Source organism: Serratia sp. JKS000199 (assembly GCF_900215455.1).
Classification (GTDB): Bacteria; Pseudomonadota; Gammaproteobacteria; order Enterobacterales; family Enterobacteriaceae; genus Serratia; species Serratia ureilytica.
Genome location: NZ_LT907843.1, coordinates 5,022,691 through 5,040,213 on the forward strand (window position 1 = coordinate 5,022,691; position 17,523 = coordinate 5,040,213).

Genomic DNA, 17,523 nt, shown 5'->3' on the forward strand with positions numbered 1-17,523 from the left:
AGTTGGGATACAGAATACCCATCACGCTCGGCAATATAGAACCGCTGGCGTCTAAACCTTTTCGACCAGGAAAAATGGCGTTGGTCTGCGAAGGCGGCGGCCAGCGCGGCATTTTCACCGCCGGCGTGCTGGACGAGTTTCAGCGCGCGGGCTTTAACCCTTTCGATCTGCTGATCGGCACATCGGCCGGCGCTCAGAATCTGTCTGCCTATATCTGCGGGCAGATGGGCTACGCGCGCCGGGTGATCACCCGTTACACCACTTCGGCACAGTTCTTCAATCCGCTGCGCTTCGTGCGCGGCGGGCATCTGATCGATCTCGATTGGCTGGTTGATACGGCGGCGGCGCAGATGCCGCTGGCGATGGACGTGGCGGAACAGCATTTTACCGACGGGCGCGAATTCCTGCTGTGCGCCTGCCGCAGCGACGATTTCGAGCCGACCTATCTGCCGGCGCAGCGCGAACGCTGGCTGCCGGCCATCAAGGCGTCCAGCGCCATTCCCGGCTTCTACCGTCAGGGCGTGGAGTTGGACGGCGTCAGCTATCAGGACGGCGGCATCAGCGATGCGATCCCGGTGGAAGAGGCCTATCGTCGCGGCGCCGACACCATCGTGGTGATCCGCACCGTGCCTTCGCAAATGTACTACACCCCGCAGTGGATGAAGCGCATGGAGCATTGGCTGAGCGACAGCAGCCTGCAACAGATGGTGCGCATCCTGCAGCATCACGAGCAAAGCTATCACCGCATCCAGCGCTTTATCGAAAAGCCGCCGGGCAAGCTGCGCATCTTCGAGATCTTCCCGCCGAAGCCGCTGGCCAGCAATGCGCTGGGCAGCCGATTGGGGGCGCTCAATCAGGATTATCACCTGGGGCGCCGCTGCGGCCGCTACTTTCTGGCCACCGTCGGCCAGTGGATGGCGCAGCAGGAGCCCGACGGCATGAAGGTGCGAAAAGCGTTGTCGCGCCGCCTGATCCAGCCGGAGAACGTCAGAATGCCTTCGCCGATCGTGACCGACATCGCCATGCCCACCGAGCGGGCGGCGCAGCCGGAGGCCGCGGTGGCGGCGCCGAAAATCATCCTGCCGGGCGATCTGCCGCCGGGTGAAGGGGGGGCGCTGTGAGTTACGCCTTTACCGACACCCACTGCCATTTCGATTTCCCGCCCTTTACCGGGCATGAGGCCGAGAGCCTGGCGCGGGCGGCAAGCGCCGGCGTAAAGCGCATCATCATCCCGACCGTCACCGCCGATCGCTTCGCGCGGGTGTTGCGGCTGGCGCAGGAGCATGCGCCGCTGTTCGCCGCACTGGGGCTGCACCCGCTGTATATCGCGCAGCATCATGAGCCGCAGTTGGAACAGTTGGCGGCGCTGCTGGCCGAACGGCCGCACAAGCTGGTGGCGGTGGGGGAGATCGGGCTCGATCTGTATATGGATAACCCACAGTTCGAGCGGCAGCAAAGCGTGCTGCTGGCCCAACTGAAGCTGGCGAAACAGCATGACCTGCCGGTGATCCTGCATTCGCGCCGCACCCACGACCAGCTGGCCGCCGCGCTGCGGCGCATGCAGCTGCCGCGCCGCGGCGTGGTGCACGGCTTTGCCGGCAGCCTGTCGCAGGCGCAGGCGTTTATCCGCCTCGGCTATTACATCGGCGTGGGCGGCACCATCACCTATGAGCGGGCGCAGAAAACGCGCGCCGTGATGGCGCAGCTGCCGCTTGAGGCGCTGCTGCTGGAGACCGATGCGCCGGACATGCCGCTGGCTGGCTATCAGGGGCAGCCGAACCGCCCCGAGCGCGCCGCCGAGGTGTTTCACGCGCTGTGCGAACTGCGGCCGGAACCGGCCGATGAGATAGCCGCCCACCTGCAACGCAATACCCAAGCGCTGTTCGCCATGCCGAATTGAGGTCTGCATAACGTGACTTGTGTCACGTTATAAGATTTTCATTTGCGTCTCGTTGTATACATTTGTGACATAAATCGGTGCGAGGGTGACCTCGCTCAGTATAATCCCCCCCGAAACACTCCAATAGCAGACCTCTCTTCATGAGCAGGGATGTATTTTATTTTTTGCAACAGGGAAACTTTGCATGCAACTCATCATGAGTCTGGTCGGGATGGCGGTGCTGATCGCCATTGCGGTGCTGCTCTCCAGCAACCGTCGGGCCATCAAACTGCGCACCGTGGTGTGGGCGTTCATCATTCAGGTCGGTATCGGCGCGCTGGTGCTGTACGTGCCGCTGGGCCGCAGCATCCTCGGCAGTATGTCTAACGGCGTGGCAAACGTTATCGCTTACGGCAATCAGGGCATTTCGTTCATCTTCGGCGGGCTGGTGTCCGACAAGATGTTCGAAGTGTTCGGCGGCGGCGGCTTCGTGTTCGCGCTGCGCGTCCTGCCGGTGATCGTGTTCTTCTCCTCGCTGATTGCGGTGCTGTACTACCTCGGCATCATGCAGTTGGTGATCCGCGTGCTGGGCGGCGGCCTGCACAAGTTGCTGGGCACCTCGCGCACCGAATCGCTGTCGGCGACCGCCAACATTTTCGTCGGCCAGACCGAAGCGCCGCTGGTGGTGCGTCCGTATATCGCCACCATGAGCCAGTCAGAACTGTTCGCCGTGATGTGCGGCGGCCTGGCTTCGGTGGCCGGTTCGGTGCTGGCGGGATACGCGCAGATGGGCGTGCCGCTGGAATACCTGATCGCCGCGTCCTTCATGGCCGCGCCGGGCGGGCTGCTGTTCGCCAAGCTGATGGTGCCGGAAACCGAGCAGACCCACGATAAAGACGATGCGATGAAACTGATCGCCGAAGAGGATCGTCCTGCCAACGTGATCGATGCGGCGGCTTCTGGCGCGGCTTCCGGCATGCAGCTGGCGCTGAACGTCGGCGCGATGCTGCTGGCGTTTATCGCGCTGATCGCCTTGCTCAACGGCATTCTCGGCGGCATCGGCGGCTGGTTCGATTACCCGCAGCTGTCGCTCGAGCTGATCCTCGGCTGGGTGTTCTCGCCGATCGCCTTCCTGATTGGCGTGCCGTGGAGTGAAGCGATGACCGCCGGTTCGTTTATCGGCCAGAAGATCATCGTCAATGAGTTTGTCGCCTATATGAACTTCGGCGCCTATCTGCGTCCGGACGATGTGGTGGCGGCGGAAGGCCTGCAGGTGCTGTCAACGCACACCAAGGCGATCATCTCCTTTGCGCTGTGCGGTTTTGCCAACCTCTCCTCGGTGGCGATCCTGCTGGGCGGTTTGGGCAGCATGGCACCCAACCGTCGCCATGACATCGCGCGTTTCGGTCTGAAGGCCGTGGCGGCGGGCACGCTGTCCAACCTGATGAGTGCCACCATCGCCGGCTTCTTCCTGGCGCTGTAAGCCCTCGCTGAGCCCGCGTCGGCGCGACCGATCGCGGGACTCCGCCTATACTCTAAGCAACGCGGGTGCTTGCCGCATCCGCGATCTTCAGCCGCTTCTTTAGCGAATTTGTGAACGATATCGCGTTATTTTGTGATGTTCTTCACATATAATTCCGGTCTGTTACAGTGCTATTTCATATAGTGTGACGATGAACGCGAATCGCCCCCGGCATTCGTGTTCAAATAGCTATTACTGGCCGGCCGCAAGGCGGGTGGCCATGTGCGGTGAGAAGGATCTCAGTTGCCGCCGCGGGAACGCCGTTCCCCTGCGCTATCTTCATGGAACCAAGTCCGCTCGCCAACACCCAGGTACTCAGTTGGAGAGTTTTATGACCGAATTAACCGCAGCAGCGCAACGTGCGCTGAACTTGATGGATTTAACCACGCTGAACGATGATGACACCGACGAGAAAGTGATCGCCCTCTGTCGTCAGGCCAACAGCCCGGCCGGCCACACGGCGGCCATCTGCATCTACCCGCGTTTTATCCCGGTGGCGCGTAAGGCGCTGCGCGAGCAAGGCACGCCGGACATCCGTATCGCCACCGTGACCAACTTCCCGCATGGCAACGACGATATCGACATCGCGCTGGCGGAAACCCGCGCGGCCATCGCCTATGGGGCGGATGAAGTGGACGTGGTGTTCCCTTACCGCGCGCTGATCGCCGGCAACGAACAGGTCGGTTTCGAGCTGGTGAAACAGTGCAAACAGGCTTGCCAGGCGGCCAACGTGCTGCTGAAAGTGATCATCGAAACCGGTGAGCTGAAGCAGGCCGATCTGATCCGCAAGGCGTCCGAGATCGCCATCAAGGCCGGCGCCGACTTTATCAAGACCTCCACCGGCAAGGTGCCGGTCAACGCCACCCTGGAGAGCGCCGAGCTGATGATGTCAGTGATCCGCGATATGGGCGTGGCGAAGACGGTGGGCTTCAAGCCGGCCGGCGGCGTGCGCACCGCGGAAGACGCGCTGCATTATCTGCAACTTGCCGATCGTATTCTGGGCGAAGGGTGGGCCGACGCGCGGCATTTCCGCTTTGGCGCTTCCAGCCTGCTGGCCAGCTTGCTGGCCGCGCTGGGCCACCAAACCCAGACCGCCGGCGGCGGCTACTGATCGATATCGTTGGCGGGCGCCAGGCGCGCCCGTCTGCACCGACTCTCGGCGACACAGGGGGATGCCTTGTTCCTGGCTCAAGAAATTATTCGTAAAAAACGCGACGGCCAGCCGTTAAGCGAAGCGGAAATCCGCTTTTTCATCAACGGCATTCGCGACAATGTGGTGTCGGAAGGGCAGATCGCCGCGCTGGCGATGACCATTTATTTCCATGACATGAGCATGCCGGAGCGCGTGGCGCTCACCATGGCGATGCGCGATTCCGGCACCGTGCTGGACTGGAAGAGTTTGGCGCTGAACGGCCCGATCGTCGACAAGCACTCGACCGGCGGCGTGGGCGACGTGACTTCGCTGATGCTCGGTCCGATGGTGGCGGCCTGCGGCGGCTATGTGCCGATGATCTCCGGCCGCGGCCTGGGGCATACCGGCGGCACGCTGGACAAACTGGAAGCCATTCCGGGCTTCAATATTTTCCCGGACGATAACGCCTTCCGCAAAATCATTCAGGACGTCGGCGTGGCGATCATCGGCCAGACCAGCTCGCTGGCGCCGGCGGACAAGCGTTTTTACGCCACCCGCGATATCACCGCCACCGTGGATTCTATCCCGCTGATCACCGCCTCCATTCTGGCCAAGAAGCTGGCGGAAGGGTTGGATGCGCTGGTGATGGACGTGAAGGTCGGCTCCGGCGCCTTTATGCCGACCTATGCCCTGTCGCAAGATTTGGCGCAGGCGATCGTCGGCGTGGCCAACGGCGCGGGCTGCAAGACCACCGCGCTGCTGACCGACATGAATCAGGTGCTGGCTTCCAGCGCCGGCAACGCGGTGGAAGTGCGCGAAGCGGTGCGCTTCCTGACCGGCGAATACCGCAACCCGCGCCTGCTGGAAGTGACGCTGGCGCTGAGCGTAGAGATGCTGTTGTCCGGCGGCCTGGCGCAAGATGAGGCCGACGCGCGCGCCAAGCTGCAGGCGGTGCTGGATAACGGCAAGGCGGCGGAGGTGTTTGGCCGCATGGTGGCGGCGCAGCAGGGTCCGATAGACTTCGTCGAACGCTACGATAGCTATCTGCCGGCGGCAACGCTGAGCAAGCCGGTGTATGCTGAAAAGCCGGGCATCATCAGCGCCATGGATACCCGTGCGCTGGGCATGGCGGTGGTGTCGTTGGGCGGCGGCCGCCGTCGGGCGAGCGACGCCATCGATTACAGCGTCGGCCTGACCGAGATGGCGCGCCTGGGCGATACGGCGGATTCCCAGCAGCCGCTGGCGATGATCCACGCCAACGATGAAGAGAGCTGGCAGCAGGCGGCCGATGCGGTGCGCAGCGCAATGACGCTGAGCGACAAGGCGCCGGAGGCGACGCCAGTGGTGTATAAGCGCATCACTCAAGCGTGATGACCCTCGTCTTTCAAGCCGTAGCGTTGTTGGCTGCACGCGTGCACCCCAGTCACTTACTTGAGTAAGCTCCTGGGGATACACGCGCTAGCCGCCTAGCTACAACTTGAAATCCATTGGGTATAAATTTAGAGAATAAGGGCGATTGCAGTTTTGCGGTCGCAATAGCGTGAGAACACGCAGGAGAGCACAGATGAAACGCACATTTATTATGGTATTGGACTCCTTCGGCATCGGCGCCAGCGAAGACGCCGAACGTTTTGGCGATCAGGGTTCCGACACCCTGGGCCACATCGCCGAGGTTTGCGCGCGCGGTGAGGCCAACGTGGGCCGTCAGGGCCCGCTGACGCTGCCTAACCTGAGCCGTCTGGGCCTCGGCAAAGCGGCGGAAGAGTCGACCGGCAACTTCCCGCAGGGGCTGGATCGCAACGCCGACATCATCGGCGCCTACGGCTACGCCAGCGAGCTCTCTTCCGGTAAAGACACGCCGTCTGGCCACTGGGAAATCGCCGGCGTGCCGGTGCTGTTCGACTGGGGCTACTTCAAGGACGAGCACAACAGCTTCCCGCAGGCGCTGCTGGATAAGCTGGTGGAGCGCGCTAATCTGCCGGGCTACCTGGGCAACTGCCACTCATCCGGCACCGTGATCCTCGATCAGTTGGGTGAAGAGCACATGAAAACCGGCAAGCCGATTTTCTACACCTCCGCCGACTCGGTATTCCAGATCGCCTGTCACGAAGAGACCTTCGGCCTGGAGCGCCTGTATGAGCTGTGCGAAATCGCGCGTGAAGAGCTGACCGAAGGCGGTTACAACATCGGCCGCGTGATCGCGCGTCCGTTTGTCGGCGACAAGCCGGGCCACTTCCAGCGCACCGGCAATCGCCACGATCTGGCGGTAGAGCCGCCGGCGCCGACCGTGCTGAAAAAGCTGGTGGACGAGAAGGGCGGCGAAGTGGTGTCGATCGGTAAAATCGCCGACATCTATGCCAACGTCGGCATCACCAAGAAGGTGAAGGCGACCGGCATCGACGCGCTGTTCGACGCGACCCTGATCGAAATGGAAAAGGCCGGCGACAACACCATCGTGTTCACCAACTTCGTGGACTTCGACTCCTCCTACGGTCACCGTCGCGACGTGGCGGGCTACGCCGCCGCGCTGGAGCTGTTCGACCGCCGCCTGCCGGAACTGCTGAAGCTGGTGAAAGACGAAGACATCATCATCTTCACCGCTGACCACGGCTGCGATCCGACCTGGAGCGGCACCGACCACACCCGCGAGCACATTCCGGTGCTGGTTTACGGCCCGAAAGTGAAACCGGGTTCGCTGGGCCACCGCGAGACCTTCGCCGACATCGGCCAGACCGTCGCCAATTACTTTGGCCTGTCGCCGATGGATTACGGTAAGACCCTGTTCTAAGCCCTGTCTTTCAAGCCGCAGCGTTGTTAGCTTCACGCGTGAACCCCAGTCGCTTACTCAAGTAAGCTCCTGGGGATTCCCCGCCAGCTGCCTGGCTGCAACTCGAAATTCAAGGCTTGGATGTTTGACGTTTTTATTAAATAAGATTTCTAAAGGAAGAAAATTATGGCTACGCCGCACATTAATGCTGAGATGGGTGATTTCGCTGACGTAGTACTGATGCCGGGCGACCCGCTGCGCGCAAAATACATCGCCGAAACCTTCCTGGAAGGCGCGGTGGAAGTGAACAACGTGCGCGGCATGTTGGGTTTCACCGGCACCTACAAAGGCCGCCGCATCTCCGTAATGGGCCACGGCATGGGCATTCCGTCCTGCTCCATCTACGCGCGCGAGCTGATCGCCGAATTCGGCGTGAAGAAGATCATTCGCGTGGGGTCCTGCGGCGCGGTGCGTGACGATATCAAACTGCGCGACGTGGTGATCGGCATGGGCGCGTGCACCGACTCCAAGGTGAACCGTCTGCGCTTCAAGGACAACGACTACGCGGCGATCGCCGACTTCGACATGGTGCGCAACGCGGTCGACGCGGCGGCGGCGCAGGGCATCCCGGCGCGCGTGGGCAACATCTTCTCCGCCGATCTGTTCTACACCCCGGATCCGGATATGTTCCAGGTGATGAAGAAGTACGGCATCCTGGGTGTGGAAATGGAAGCGGCCGGCATCTACGGCGTGGCGGCGGAGCTGTACGAAGAGTTCGGCTGTAAGGCGCTGACCATCTGCACCGTGTCCGACCACATCCTGCGTCACGAAGCGACCACGGCGGCGGAACGCCAGACCACCTTTAACGAAATGATCGTTATCGCGCTGGAATCCGTGCTGCTGGGCGACAAAGCGTAATACCGCGGCGGGCGTCGTCATGGCGCCCGCCCGTCAATCTATTCATTCCGCATGGCCGTTTTTGGCTAACGCTTTACCTTTCAATTGGATGTGGATCCCGTTGTTACGGACAATCTATTCACCGAAAGGACAAGAAAACGGCACGAACGCATTCAACGCCTGGCCTGAATTACCCCTGCTTAGGCGCTTCCTGTTTTTTCTCCGGCGCATCGTCTTCATCGTCTTCCACCGTATTGCCTTCTTCCAGTGGTGTGTTGGCGGTCAACAGGTAGGGCGACTGCTGCCAGCGGCTGCGGCGGTGTTGCAGCAGGGTACGCGCCAGAATGATGCCGATCGCCAGCGCCAGCAGGATCATCAGGCGCAGCAGGTTGGTGGTGTTGTCCACCTGCTTGGATTCGGTCGCCAGCACGTGGGTGTCGAGGGTGATGCGGATAAAGCCGATCGGGCCGTCTTTGCCCTGAATGGATTCGACCAACTGGTGGTTGAAGTAGCTGCCGGCGCGTTTGCCGTCGAGCGACAGGCGATCGCGTATACTTATCTGTTCCCCGGCGTGGGAGACCAGCGTGCCGTCCAACTGATACACGCTGACGTCGAGAATGCGGCTGTGATCGGTGAGCTGCTTGAGGATGGCGTCGATGCGCGGATTGTTGCCGTCGTCGTCCAGCAGCGGCGCCAGGCTGTAGGCGACCTGTTTGGTCAGCGTCTGCGCCAGCTCTTCCACCTGCTCGGATCGCGCCATTTGGTGACTCAGGCTAAAATAAGAGGCGCCCTGCATCAGCAGCACCAGCAAAGCCAGGCAAATCAGGATAATAGCGGTGCGGTGCAGGCGAAATTTCAGTTTAGCGCGAGCCATGCAGGTTCCTTGGGCATCGGGGACACTTTATGTTGCCAGAACCGCTGGCGATAGGATAGCTTGATGCGTCGTTTTATCATGCAGCGTTTTTGTCCATTCAGGAGTCAATGATGTCAAACAGTCTGACCTATTGCGATCTTCCGGCGGAGATCTCTCAATGGCCGGGTCTTCCCCTTTCGCTCAGCGGCGACGAAGTGATGCCGCTGGACTACCGGGCGGGCAATACCGGGTGGCTGTTATATGGCAGGGCGCTGGACAAGGCGCGCATTACCCAATTCCAACGCAAGCTGGGCGCGGCGATGGTGATCGTCACCGCCTGGGGCGTGGACGACTATCAGGTGGTGCGGCTGGCGGGCACCTTGACGCCGCGCGCCAAGCTGCTGGCGGCAGAGAGCGGGCTGGATGTGGCGCCGCTCGGCAAAATCCCGCACCTGCGCACGCCGGGGCTGCTGGTGATGGACATGGATTCAACGGCGATCGAGATCGAGTGCATCGATGAGATCGCCAAGCTGGCGGGCGTCGGCGAGCAGGTGGCGGAAGTGACCGAACGCGCGATGCGCGGCGAGCTGGACTTTACCGCCAGCCTGCGCCAGCGCGTCGGCACGCTGAAAGGGGCCGACGCCAACATCCTTAAGCAGGTGCGCGACGAGCTGCCGCTGATGCCGGGGCTGACCAGCCTGGTGGGCAAGCTGCAGGCGATGGGCTGGCATGTGGCGATCGCCTCCGGCGGCTTCACCTACTACGCCGAATACCTGCGCAACCGGCTGCGGCTGGTGGCGGCGGCGGCCAACGAGCTGGAGATCCGCGACGGCAAGCTGACCGGCGAAGTGCTGGGGCCGGTGGTGGACGCGCAGTTCAAAGCCGATACGCTGCTGCGGCTGGCGGAGAAGCTGGAGATCCCGCTGGCGCAGACCGTGGCCATCGGCGACGGCGCCAACGATTTGAAAATGATGCAGGCGGCGGGGCTGGGCATCGCCTACCACGCCAAACCGAAAGTGTATGAAAAAGCGCAGGTGGCGATCCGGCATGCGGATTTGATGGGCGTGCTGTGTATTCTTACCGGCAGCCTGAAACACGAAGTGCGATAACGAAAGATTGAGGTAAGACGTGGCAAAAGCGGCAAAACGGGCATTTGTGTGCAATGAGTGCGGGGCGGACTATCCGCGTTGGCAGGGGCAGTGCAGCGCCTGCCATGCCTGGAACACCATCACGGAAGTGCGTTTGGCCGCGTCGCCCGCTGCGGCGCGCAACGATCGCCTCAGCGGCTATGCCGGCGACGCCGGCGTCAGCAAAGTGCAGAAGCTGTCGGAAATCAGCCTTGAGGCGCTGCCGCGCTTCACCACCGGCTTTCTCGAGTTCGATCGCGTGCTGGGCGGCGGCGTGGTGCCCGGCAGCGCGATTCTGATCGGCGGCAACCCCGGCGCCGGCAAGAGCACCCTGTTGCTGCAGGTGCTGTGCAAACTGTCCGAACAGATGAAAACCCTGTACGTCACCGGCGAGGAATCGCTGCAGCAGGTGGCGATGCGCGCCCACCGTCTGGGGCTGCCGACCGGCGGCCTGAACATGCTGTCGGAAACCAGCATCGAGCAGATCTGCCTGATCGCCGAGCAGGAACAGCCGAAGCTGATGGTGATCGACTCGATTCAGGTGATGCACATGGCGGACATTCAGTCTTCGCCGGGCAGCGTGGCGCAGGTGCGGGAAACCGCCGCCTATCTGACGCGCTTCGCCAAGACGCGCGGCGTGGCGATCGTGATGGTCGGCCACGTCACCAAAGACGGCTCGCTGGCCGGGCCGAAAGTGCTGGAACACTGCATCGACTGTTCGGTGCTGCTGGACGGCGACGCCGATTCCCGCTTCCGCACCCTGCGCAGCCACAAGAACCGCTTCGGCGCGGTCAACGAGCTGGGGGTGTTCGCCATGACCGAACAGGGGCTGCGCGAAGTGAGCAACCCTTCGGCTATCTTCCTCAGCCGCGGCGACGAAGTGACCTCCGGCAGTTCGGTGATGGTGGTGTGGGAAGGCACCCGGCCGCTGCTGGTGGAGATCCAGGCGCTGGTGGATCATTCGATGATGTCCAACCCGCGCCGCGTGGCGGTGGGGCTGGAGCAGAACCGGTTGGCGATCCTGCTGGCGGTGCTGCACCGGCACGGCGGGCTGCAGATGTCGGATCAGGACGTGTTCGTCAACGTGGTCGGCGGGGTGAAGGTCAGCGAGACCAGCGCCGATCTGGCGCTGCTGATGTCGCTGGTCTCAAGCCTGCGCGATCGGCCGCTGCCGAACGATTTGGTGGTGTTCGGCGAAGTGGGGTTGGCGGGTGAGATCCGTCCGGTGCCGAGCGGCCAGGAGCGGATCGCCGAAGCGGCCAAGCACGGTTTCAAACGCGCCATCGTGCCGCACGGCAATATGCCGAAAAAGCCGCCGGCCAATATGCAGGTGTTCGGGGTCAAGAAGCTGGCGGACGCGCTGGACGTGCTGGAAGGGTTTTATTAATGTCGCCGACGGCGAGAAAGATATGCTATTTTGTTTAGCATACTAAACGGAGGTGGCCATGCCGCAATTTGATTACCTGAAGACGTCCATCAAGCAAAAGGGCTGCACGTTGCAGCAGGTGGCGGATGCCAGCGGCATGACCAAAGGCTATCTCAGCCAGCTGTTGAACGACAAGATCAAAAGCCCGAGCGCGCAAAAGCTCGAGGCGCTGCACCGTTTTCTCGGGCTGGAGTTCCCGCGCAAAGAGGTCAAAGTCGGCGTGGTGTTTGGTAAATTTTACCCGCTGCATACCGGCCACATCTATCTGATCCAGCGCGCCTGCAGCCAGGTGGATGAGCTGCACGTTATCTTGTGCCACGACGAGCCGCGCGACCGTGAGCTGTTCGAGAACAGTTCGATGTCGCAACAGCCGACGGTCAGCGATCGCCTGCGCTGGCTGCTGCAGACCTTCAAGTACCAGAAAAACATCCATATCCACTCGTTCGACGAGCAGGGCATCGAACCGTACCCGCACGGCTGGAACGTGTGGAGCGACGGCATGAAGGCCTTTATGGAACAGAAAGGCATCGTGCCGAGCTTCATCTATTCCAGCGAAGCGCAGGATGCGCCGCGCTACCGCGAGCATCTGGGCATCGAAACCATTTTGGTCGACCCCGAACGCTCGTTCATGAACATCAGCGGCAATCAGATCCGCCAGGATCCGTTCCGCTATTGGGATTACATCCCGACCGAGGTGAAACCGTTCTTCGTGCGCACCGTGGCGATCCTCGGCGGCGAGTCGAGCGGCAAATCGACGCTGGTCAACAAGCTGGCCAACATCTTCAACACCACCAGCGCCTGGGAATATGGCCGCGATTACGTGTTCTCGCACCTGGGCGGCGACGAGATGGCGCTGCAGTACTCCGACTACGACAAAATTGCCCTCGGACAGGCGCAATACGTGGATTTCGCGGTCAAGTACGCCAACAAGGTGGCGTTTATCGATACCGATTTCGTCACCACCCAGGCGTTTTGCAAAAAGTACGAAGGGCGTGAGCATCCCTTCGTGCAGGCGCTGATCGACGAATACCGCTTCGATCTGGTGATCCTGCTGGAAAACAACACGCCGTGGGTGGCGGACGGCCTGCGCAGTCTTGGCAGCACCGCCGATCGCCTGGCGTTCCAGCGCCTGCTGGAGGAGATGCTGCGCGCCAACAACATCGAGTACGTGCACGTTGAGTCTAGCGATTACGAAGAGCGCTTCCTGCGCTGTGTCGAGCTGGTGCAACAGCTGCTGGCGGCGGACGCCGGCCGGCTGGCGAATGCGCCCGCCCAGCGCCACGCCGCAGGCTGAGAAAAATTAGCGTAATGTGCGATCGCGCGGCAGAAACGGCCGCACGGACGCACATTTAAAGGCCTGTTTAAACATGGTTCATTCGGTAGCGACTACGTTAAGGTTTTCTTTACAATAACGCTCAGAAGAAGACATGTCTTATCGCTTACTCGCTCTCTGGTTGATCTGCTATGCCGCAGCCTGGACGCTGCTGACCGTTCATCTCGATCCTACCCTGCCTTACGACGCCGTCGAGGCGCTCAATTGGGGCCTCAACGGCGAGTGGGGCTCACCGAAAAATCCTTGGTTGGTCGGTGCGGCGATGCAGCCGGCGATCTGGCTGTCGTGGCTGCCGCTGAACGTTTACTGGTACGGCGGGCACTTCATCGCCATCGCCATCGGCATGTTGGGCGTCTGGCTGTTGGCGCGACGCCTGAGCGGCAGCACTTCGCTGGCCTGGATGGCGCTGCTGACGCTCAACCTGTCCGGCATCATCAATTTCGACATCATTCCCTACAACGACAACTACCTGTTGGTGATGCTGTGGCCGTGGATGGCGCTGTTCTTCCACATGGCGATTTCCCGTTCGGCCAACTGGTGGCCGGCCTTCGCGTTGGCCGCCGGTCTGGCGATGATGGCGAAGTATTCGACCTTCGCCTTCGTCTATTTCGCGGCGCTGTCGACGCTGTTCGTGCCGCAGATCCGTCGCTGCTATCGCCAACCGCAGTTCTATCTGGCGGTGGCGATCTGGCTGGCACTGGTGTTGCCGAACGTATTCTGGCTGTGGAACCACGACTTCGCCGCCTTTAAGTGGGTGGATTCGCAGATCAAGATGCAGCTCAATCTCGACATGCTGCAGTCGCTGCTGCTGGTGTTCTATCCGTCGCTGGTGCTGTGGTGGATCCTGCGCCGCAGCGGGGCGGTGCTGGCCTGGCCGAAAGCCTTGCCGATGCGGGTGCTGCTGTGGATCTACCTGCTGCCGCTCGGCATCATTACCTTTTGGTTCTCCTTCAACGTCGGCGGCCGCTTGACCGAGTGGCTGCAGCCGTTCTTCATGCTGGCGCCCGCGCTGCTGGTCGGCTGCGTGCGTCAGCCGCCGGTGCGTTCGCTGCGGGCGGCGACTATTGGGCTGATGTGCGCGGCGCTGGCGGTCTATCTGGGGTATGCCGCGGTGATGCTGGGCAACGTGCGCAATGCCGGTCAGAAAATGGTGGGCATCAAGGCGTTCAGCGCTGGAGTGGAGCAGCTGTGGCAGGAGCGGTATGGCGTCAGTCTGCGTTACGTCGGCGGCGAATACCTGTCGCAGTGGATGACGGTGTATGCCGGTTCCCGGCCGCAAACCATTACGCGCTGGTCCAATCATACGCGGCCGAACATCTACAACGTCAACATCAGCTATCCGCAGATTGCGCAGCATGGCGTCGCCCTGTTCGGTCGGTTGGGTGAAGACTGCGCGCACAGCGACTTCGGCGGCGAACTGGCCCACTGGCCGAAGATGCGCCTCGACTGGCAGCAGACGCTGACCTTCCGCGCCGATCCGCAGAGCGACGAGCAGGTGCTGTGCGTTGGCTTTGTTCGCCCGCAGTAACGGCGGCGCAGAGCACCGCCGCGATGCGAACTCAGTAAGCGATAACCAGCTTGCCTTGCATATGGCCGCCGAGCAGCTGTTGGTGCGCGGCGGTCAGCGTGTCTACCGACAGCCCGTGCAGGGTTTCGCTCAGCGTGGTGCTCAGTTTGCCGTCGTCCAGCAGTTGCGCCACCTGCTGCAGGATCCGGCCTTGCTGCGCGATGTCCGGGGTGGTGAACATGCTGCGGGTGAACATGAATTCCCAGTGCAGCGCGGCGCTTTTCAGCTTCAGCGCGTTTTGATCCAACGGCAGCGCGTTCTCGACGATGGTGCAGATATGGCCGAGCGGCGCGATCAGTTCGGCCATCGCCGGCCAGTGGCCGTCGGTATCGTTCAGACAGAGGATGTAATCCACCTGCTCGATGCCGTGTTGCGCCAGGTTGCCCTTCAAATCGCGGTAGTCCACCACCAGGTCGGCGCCCCGCTCGCGGCACCAGGCGGCGGATTCCGGCCTGGACGCGGTGGCGATCACTTTCACCTTGCTGCGCAGCGCGGCCAGCGGAATGGCCAGCGAGCCGACCCCGCCGGCGCCGCCGATGATCAGCAGCGTCTTGTGCTCCGGCGCATCCTGAATGTTCAGGTGCTCGAACAGCGCCTCCCAGGCGGTGAGGGCGGTGAGCGGCATGGCGGCGGACTCCGCCCAGTTCAGGCTGCGCGGTTTGTGCGCGGCGATGCGAGAGTCGATCAGTTGGTGGCTGCTGTTGCTGCCGGGCCGGGTGATATCGCCGGCGTACCACACTTCATCGCCGGGCTTGAAGCCGCTGACACCGCTGCCCACGTCCAGCACGACGCCGCTGGCGTCCCAGCCGAGGACGCGCGGCTGCTGCAGGCCGCTTTTCTGCAGACCGGCGTGCACTTTGGTATCCACCGGGTTGACCGAGGCCGCTTTCACTTCCACCAGCAGATCGTACTGGCCGGGCACCGGCATCTCCGGTGAGATTTCGATGAAACCGGCGGGGTTCTGCGGGTCTACGGCAATGGCTTTTATCGACATGATTGTGCTCCTTTCAAATGATGTCCCCAGTGTAGACCCGCGGCAGTGGGGTGATAAGATGGACAATATCTAACTGAGTGTTCGTCAGAGGTGAACAATGGAGTTCAAACAGCTGCAGGACATGGCGCTGTTCGCGCTGGTGGCGGAGTGCGGCAGCTTCACCGCCGCCGCGCAGCGTGTCGGGTTGCCGAAGTCCAGCGTCAGTCAGCGCATCAGCCAGCTCGAACAGACGCTGGGGCTGCGTTTGCTCAACCGCACCACGCGCCAGCTGAACCTGACCTTCGCCGGCGAGCGCTATCTGGAACACTGCCAGGCGATGATGTCCGCCGCCGAGCGGGCCGATCTGGCGCTGCAGCGGCTGCGCGACAACCCGAGCGGCCGCCTGCGCATCTCGACGCCGGCCGGGTTGGGGGCAACCCTGGTGGCGCGGCTGGCGGCGGATTTTCAGCGCCAGTACCCGGACGTATCGCTGGAGGTGTCGGTATCCGACGCCATGGTGGATCTGGTGCAGGAAGGCTTCGACGCCGCGCTGCGCACCGGCAAGCCGCAGGATTCTTCGCTGATCGGCCGCCGCCTCGGGTATGCGCCGCGCTATCTGCTGGCTGCGCCGTCCTATCTGGCGCAGCACTCGCCGATCGAGCACCCGCAGCAGCTGCAGCAGCATCGCTGCATTGCCCACCGCGCCTGGACGGCCTGGAACCTGCGCTGCGGCGACGATTATTACCGCTGGCAGCTGCCGCTGGCGCACACCACCGACAATCTGCTGTATGCGCGCGAATGCGCTATCGCCGGCGCGGGGATCACGCTGCTGCCGGCGTTTCTCAGCCGCGAGGTGGTGGCGCAGAAGCTGTTGGTGGAGGTGTTGCCGGCCTGGCGCGCAGAAGGGAATGAACTGTATCTGGTTTACCCGAGCCGCAAGCTGAATTCCCCGGCGCTGGCCTGTTTCATCGATGTGGTATTGCAGCACTCGGCGTTTGACGACTACGCGCGCGAGCTGACGCGGGAGTAGGCCTGGCAGATGACGCCGACGCCTAATTTCTGTCGCCATCGTCCTAAAACCTTTGGCTGGAGCATGGCGCGGGCTATGCTCATGAAAGGGGCTTAGGGGGAGAGGGTATGGATCCGTTATCGGAAGTGCTTGCGCCATTGAACAGCCAGAATGCGTTTTTCGGCGGCCTGAAGGCCGGCGGCGACTGGGCCGTTCATTTTCCTGCGCCGCAGAGCGGGAAATTCAACGCGGTGGTGCGCGGCGGCTGTTGGCTGGCGGCGGAAGGGTTGGCCGAACCGCTGCGGCTGGCGGCCGGCGACTGCTTGCTGCTGACCCGCAGCCTGCCGGTCACTGTCGGCAGCGATCTGTCGCTGCCGGCGCTCGATGCTGACGTACTTTATCTGCAGGCGAAAAATGGCGTGGCGAGTTGCGGCGAGGCGGAGGATTGCCTGTTTATCGGCGGGAGTTTTACCTTCGGTGAGGAAGTGGAGCGGTTGTTGGGGAGTTTGCCGGCGTTGATGGTGATCCGAGGCGGCACCGAAGAGGCCGCCGTGTTGCAATGGGCGTTGCAGCGGCTGGCGGACGAGCTGTTAAAGCCTTCGCCGGGTAGCGCGCTGATGACGCATCATCTGGGGCAGATCATGCTGACCCAGGCGCTGCGGATTTACCTGACGGGGGAGGAGGGCGCGGCCTCCGGCTGGCTGCCCGCCTTGTTCGATCCGCGCATCGGCGCCGCGATGCAGGCAGTACACGCCGATCCTGCCCGTCGCTGGACGGTGGCGTCATTGGCCGATGCGGCGAGCGTTTCCCGTTCGACGTTGGCGCTGCGCTTCAAGCAGAAGGCGGGAATGGCGCCGCTTGAGTATGTGTCGCGTTGGCGCATGTTGCTGGCTGCGCGGGCGCTGCGTACCGGCGTTGAACCGGTATCCATCATCGCGCAACGTTTGGGGTACGATTCCGACAGCGCGTTCAGCCATGCTTTCAAGCGCGTGATGGCGTGCTCACCGCGCGATTATCGCCGGACGCGGGCATAAAAAA

Annotated in this window: 15 protein-coding genes; 13 read left to right on the top strand and 2 right to left on the bottom strand. The window is 62.3% G+C overall.

Annotated elements, in window-relative coordinates; translation table 11 throughout:
• Positions 1 to 2 precede the first annotated feature (2 nt).
• The 7 genes from CPH57_RS23800 (at position 3) to deoD (ending at position 8,218) form a co-directional block, all read left to right on the top strand.
• Positions 3 to 1,121: a patatin family protein gene (locus tag CPH57_RS23800; RefSeq protein ID WP_033651706.1), complete on the top strand. Its 1,119-nt coding sequence runs from the start codon at positions 3 to 5 to the stop codon at positions 1,119 to 1,121.
• Positions 1,118 to 1,900, top strand: a complete 783-nt coding sequence (locus CPH57_RS23805) for a TatD family hydrolase (RefSeq protein ID WP_089195452.1) — start codon at positions 1,118 to 1,120, stop codon at positions 1,898 to 1,900. Before CPH57_RS23800 ends, CPH57_RS23805 begins: the two co-directional genes overlap by 4 nt.
• 184 nt (positions 1,901 to 2,084) lie before the next feature.
• Positions 2,085 to 3,362, top strand: a complete 1,278-nt coding sequence (locus CPH57_RS23810; RefSeq protein WP_004933076.1) for a NupC/NupG family nucleoside CNT transporter — start codon at positions 2,085 to 2,087, stop codon at positions 3,360 to 3,362.
• A gap of 370 nt (positions 3,363 to 3,732) precedes the next feature.
• Positions 3,733 to 4,512, top strand: a complete 780-nt coding sequence (deoC, locus tag CPH57_RS23815) for a deoxyribose-phosphate aldolase (protein ID WP_033641793.1) — start codon at positions 3,733 to 3,735, stop codon at positions 4,510 to 4,512.
• 66 nt (positions 4,513 to 4,578) lie between these two features.
• Positions 4,579 to 5,904: a thymidine phosphorylase gene (gene deoA, locus CPH57_RS23820; protein ID WP_033641794.1), complete on the top strand. Its 1,326-nt coding sequence runs from the start codon at positions 4,579 to 4,581 to the stop codon at positions 5,902 to 5,904.
• A gap of 193 nt (positions 5,905 to 6,097) precedes the next feature.
• Positions 6,098 to 7,321, top strand: coding sequence for a phosphopentomutase (gene deoB, locus CPH57_RS23825; RefSeq protein ID WP_033641795.1), 1,224 nt, complete (start codon positions 6,098 to 6,100; stop codon positions 7,319 to 7,321).
• Between the two features lie 165 nt (positions 7,322 to 7,486).
• Positions 7,487 to 8,218: a purine-nucleoside phosphorylase gene (gene deoD, locus CPH57_RS23830; protein WP_004933059.1), complete on the top strand. Its 732-nt coding sequence runs from the start codon at positions 7,487 to 7,489 to the stop codon at positions 8,216 to 8,218.
• 169 nt (positions 8,219 to 8,387) lie between these two features.
• Here the strand turns inward: deoD and CPH57_RS23835 are convergent, their stop codons facing one another.
• Complete coding sequence (locus tag CPH57_RS23835; protein ID WP_033641796.1) at positions 8,388 to 9,071, bottom strand: YtjB family periplasmic protein; 684 nt, start codon at positions 9,069 to 9,071, stop codon at positions 8,388 to 8,390.
• 110 nt (positions 9,072 to 9,181) lie between these two features.
• On the opposite strand from CPH57_RS23835, the gene serB reads away from it, so the two are divergent.
• The 4 genes from serB (at position 9,182) to CPH57_RS23855 (ending at position 14,464) form a co-directional block, all read left to right on the top strand.
• Positions 9,182 to 10,159, top strand: coding sequence for a phosphoserine phosphatase (gene serB / locus CPH57_RS23840; protein WP_042783658.1), 978 nt, complete (start codon positions 9,182 to 9,184; stop codon positions 10,157 to 10,159).
• A 19-nt stretch (positions 10,160 to 10,178) separates the two neighbouring features.
• On the top strand, positions 10,179 to 11,564 hold the full coding sequence (radA, locus tag CPH57_RS23845) for a DNA repair protein RadA (RefSeq protein ID WP_004933048.1): 1,386 nt from the start codon (positions 10,179 to 10,181) through the stop codon (positions 11,562 to 11,564).
• A 58-nt stretch (positions 11,565 to 11,622) separates the two neighbouring features.
• Positions 11,623 to 12,897, top strand: a complete 1,275-nt coding sequence (gene nadR / locus CPH57_RS23850) for a multifunctional transcriptional regulator/nicotinamide-nucleotide adenylyltransferase/ribosylnicotinamide kinase NadR (protein WP_033641798.1) — start codon at positions 11,623 to 11,625, stop codon at positions 12,895 to 12,897.
• Between the two features lie 133 nt (positions 12,898 to 13,030).
• Positions 13,031 to 14,464: a glycosyltransferase family 39 protein gene (locus tag CPH57_RS23855; protein ID WP_033641799.1), complete on the top strand. Its 1,434-nt coding sequence runs from the start codon at positions 13,031 to 13,033 to the stop codon at positions 14,462 to 14,464.
• Positions 14,465 to 14,495: 31 nt separating this feature from the next.
• Here the strand turns inward: CPH57_RS23855 and CPH57_RS23860 are convergent, their stop codons facing one another.
• Positions 14,496 to 15,497 (bottom strand): zinc-binding alcohol dehydrogenase family protein, encoded by a 1,002-nt coding sequence (locus CPH57_RS23860; RefSeq protein WP_096242799.1) that lies wholly within the window; start codon positions 15,495 to 15,497, stop codon positions 14,496 to 14,498.
• A 97-nt stretch (positions 15,498 to 15,594) separates the two neighbouring features.
• Between CPH57_RS23860 and CPH57_RS23865 the strand changes: the two genes are divergently transcribed.
• Positions 15,595 to 16,506: a LysR family transcriptional regulator gene (locus tag CPH57_RS23865; RefSeq protein ID WP_096242800.1), complete on the top strand. Its 912-nt coding sequence runs from the start codon at positions 15,595 to 15,597 to the stop codon at positions 16,504 to 16,506.
• 107 nt (positions 16,507 to 16,613) lie between these two features.
• Positions 16,614 to 17,519: an AraC family transcriptional regulator gene (locus CPH57_RS23870; RefSeq protein ID WP_033651700.1), complete on the top strand. Its 906-nt coding sequence runs from the start codon at positions 16,614 to 16,616 to the stop codon at positions 17,517 to 17,519.
• Positions 17,520 to 17,523: the final 4 nt, after the last annotated feature.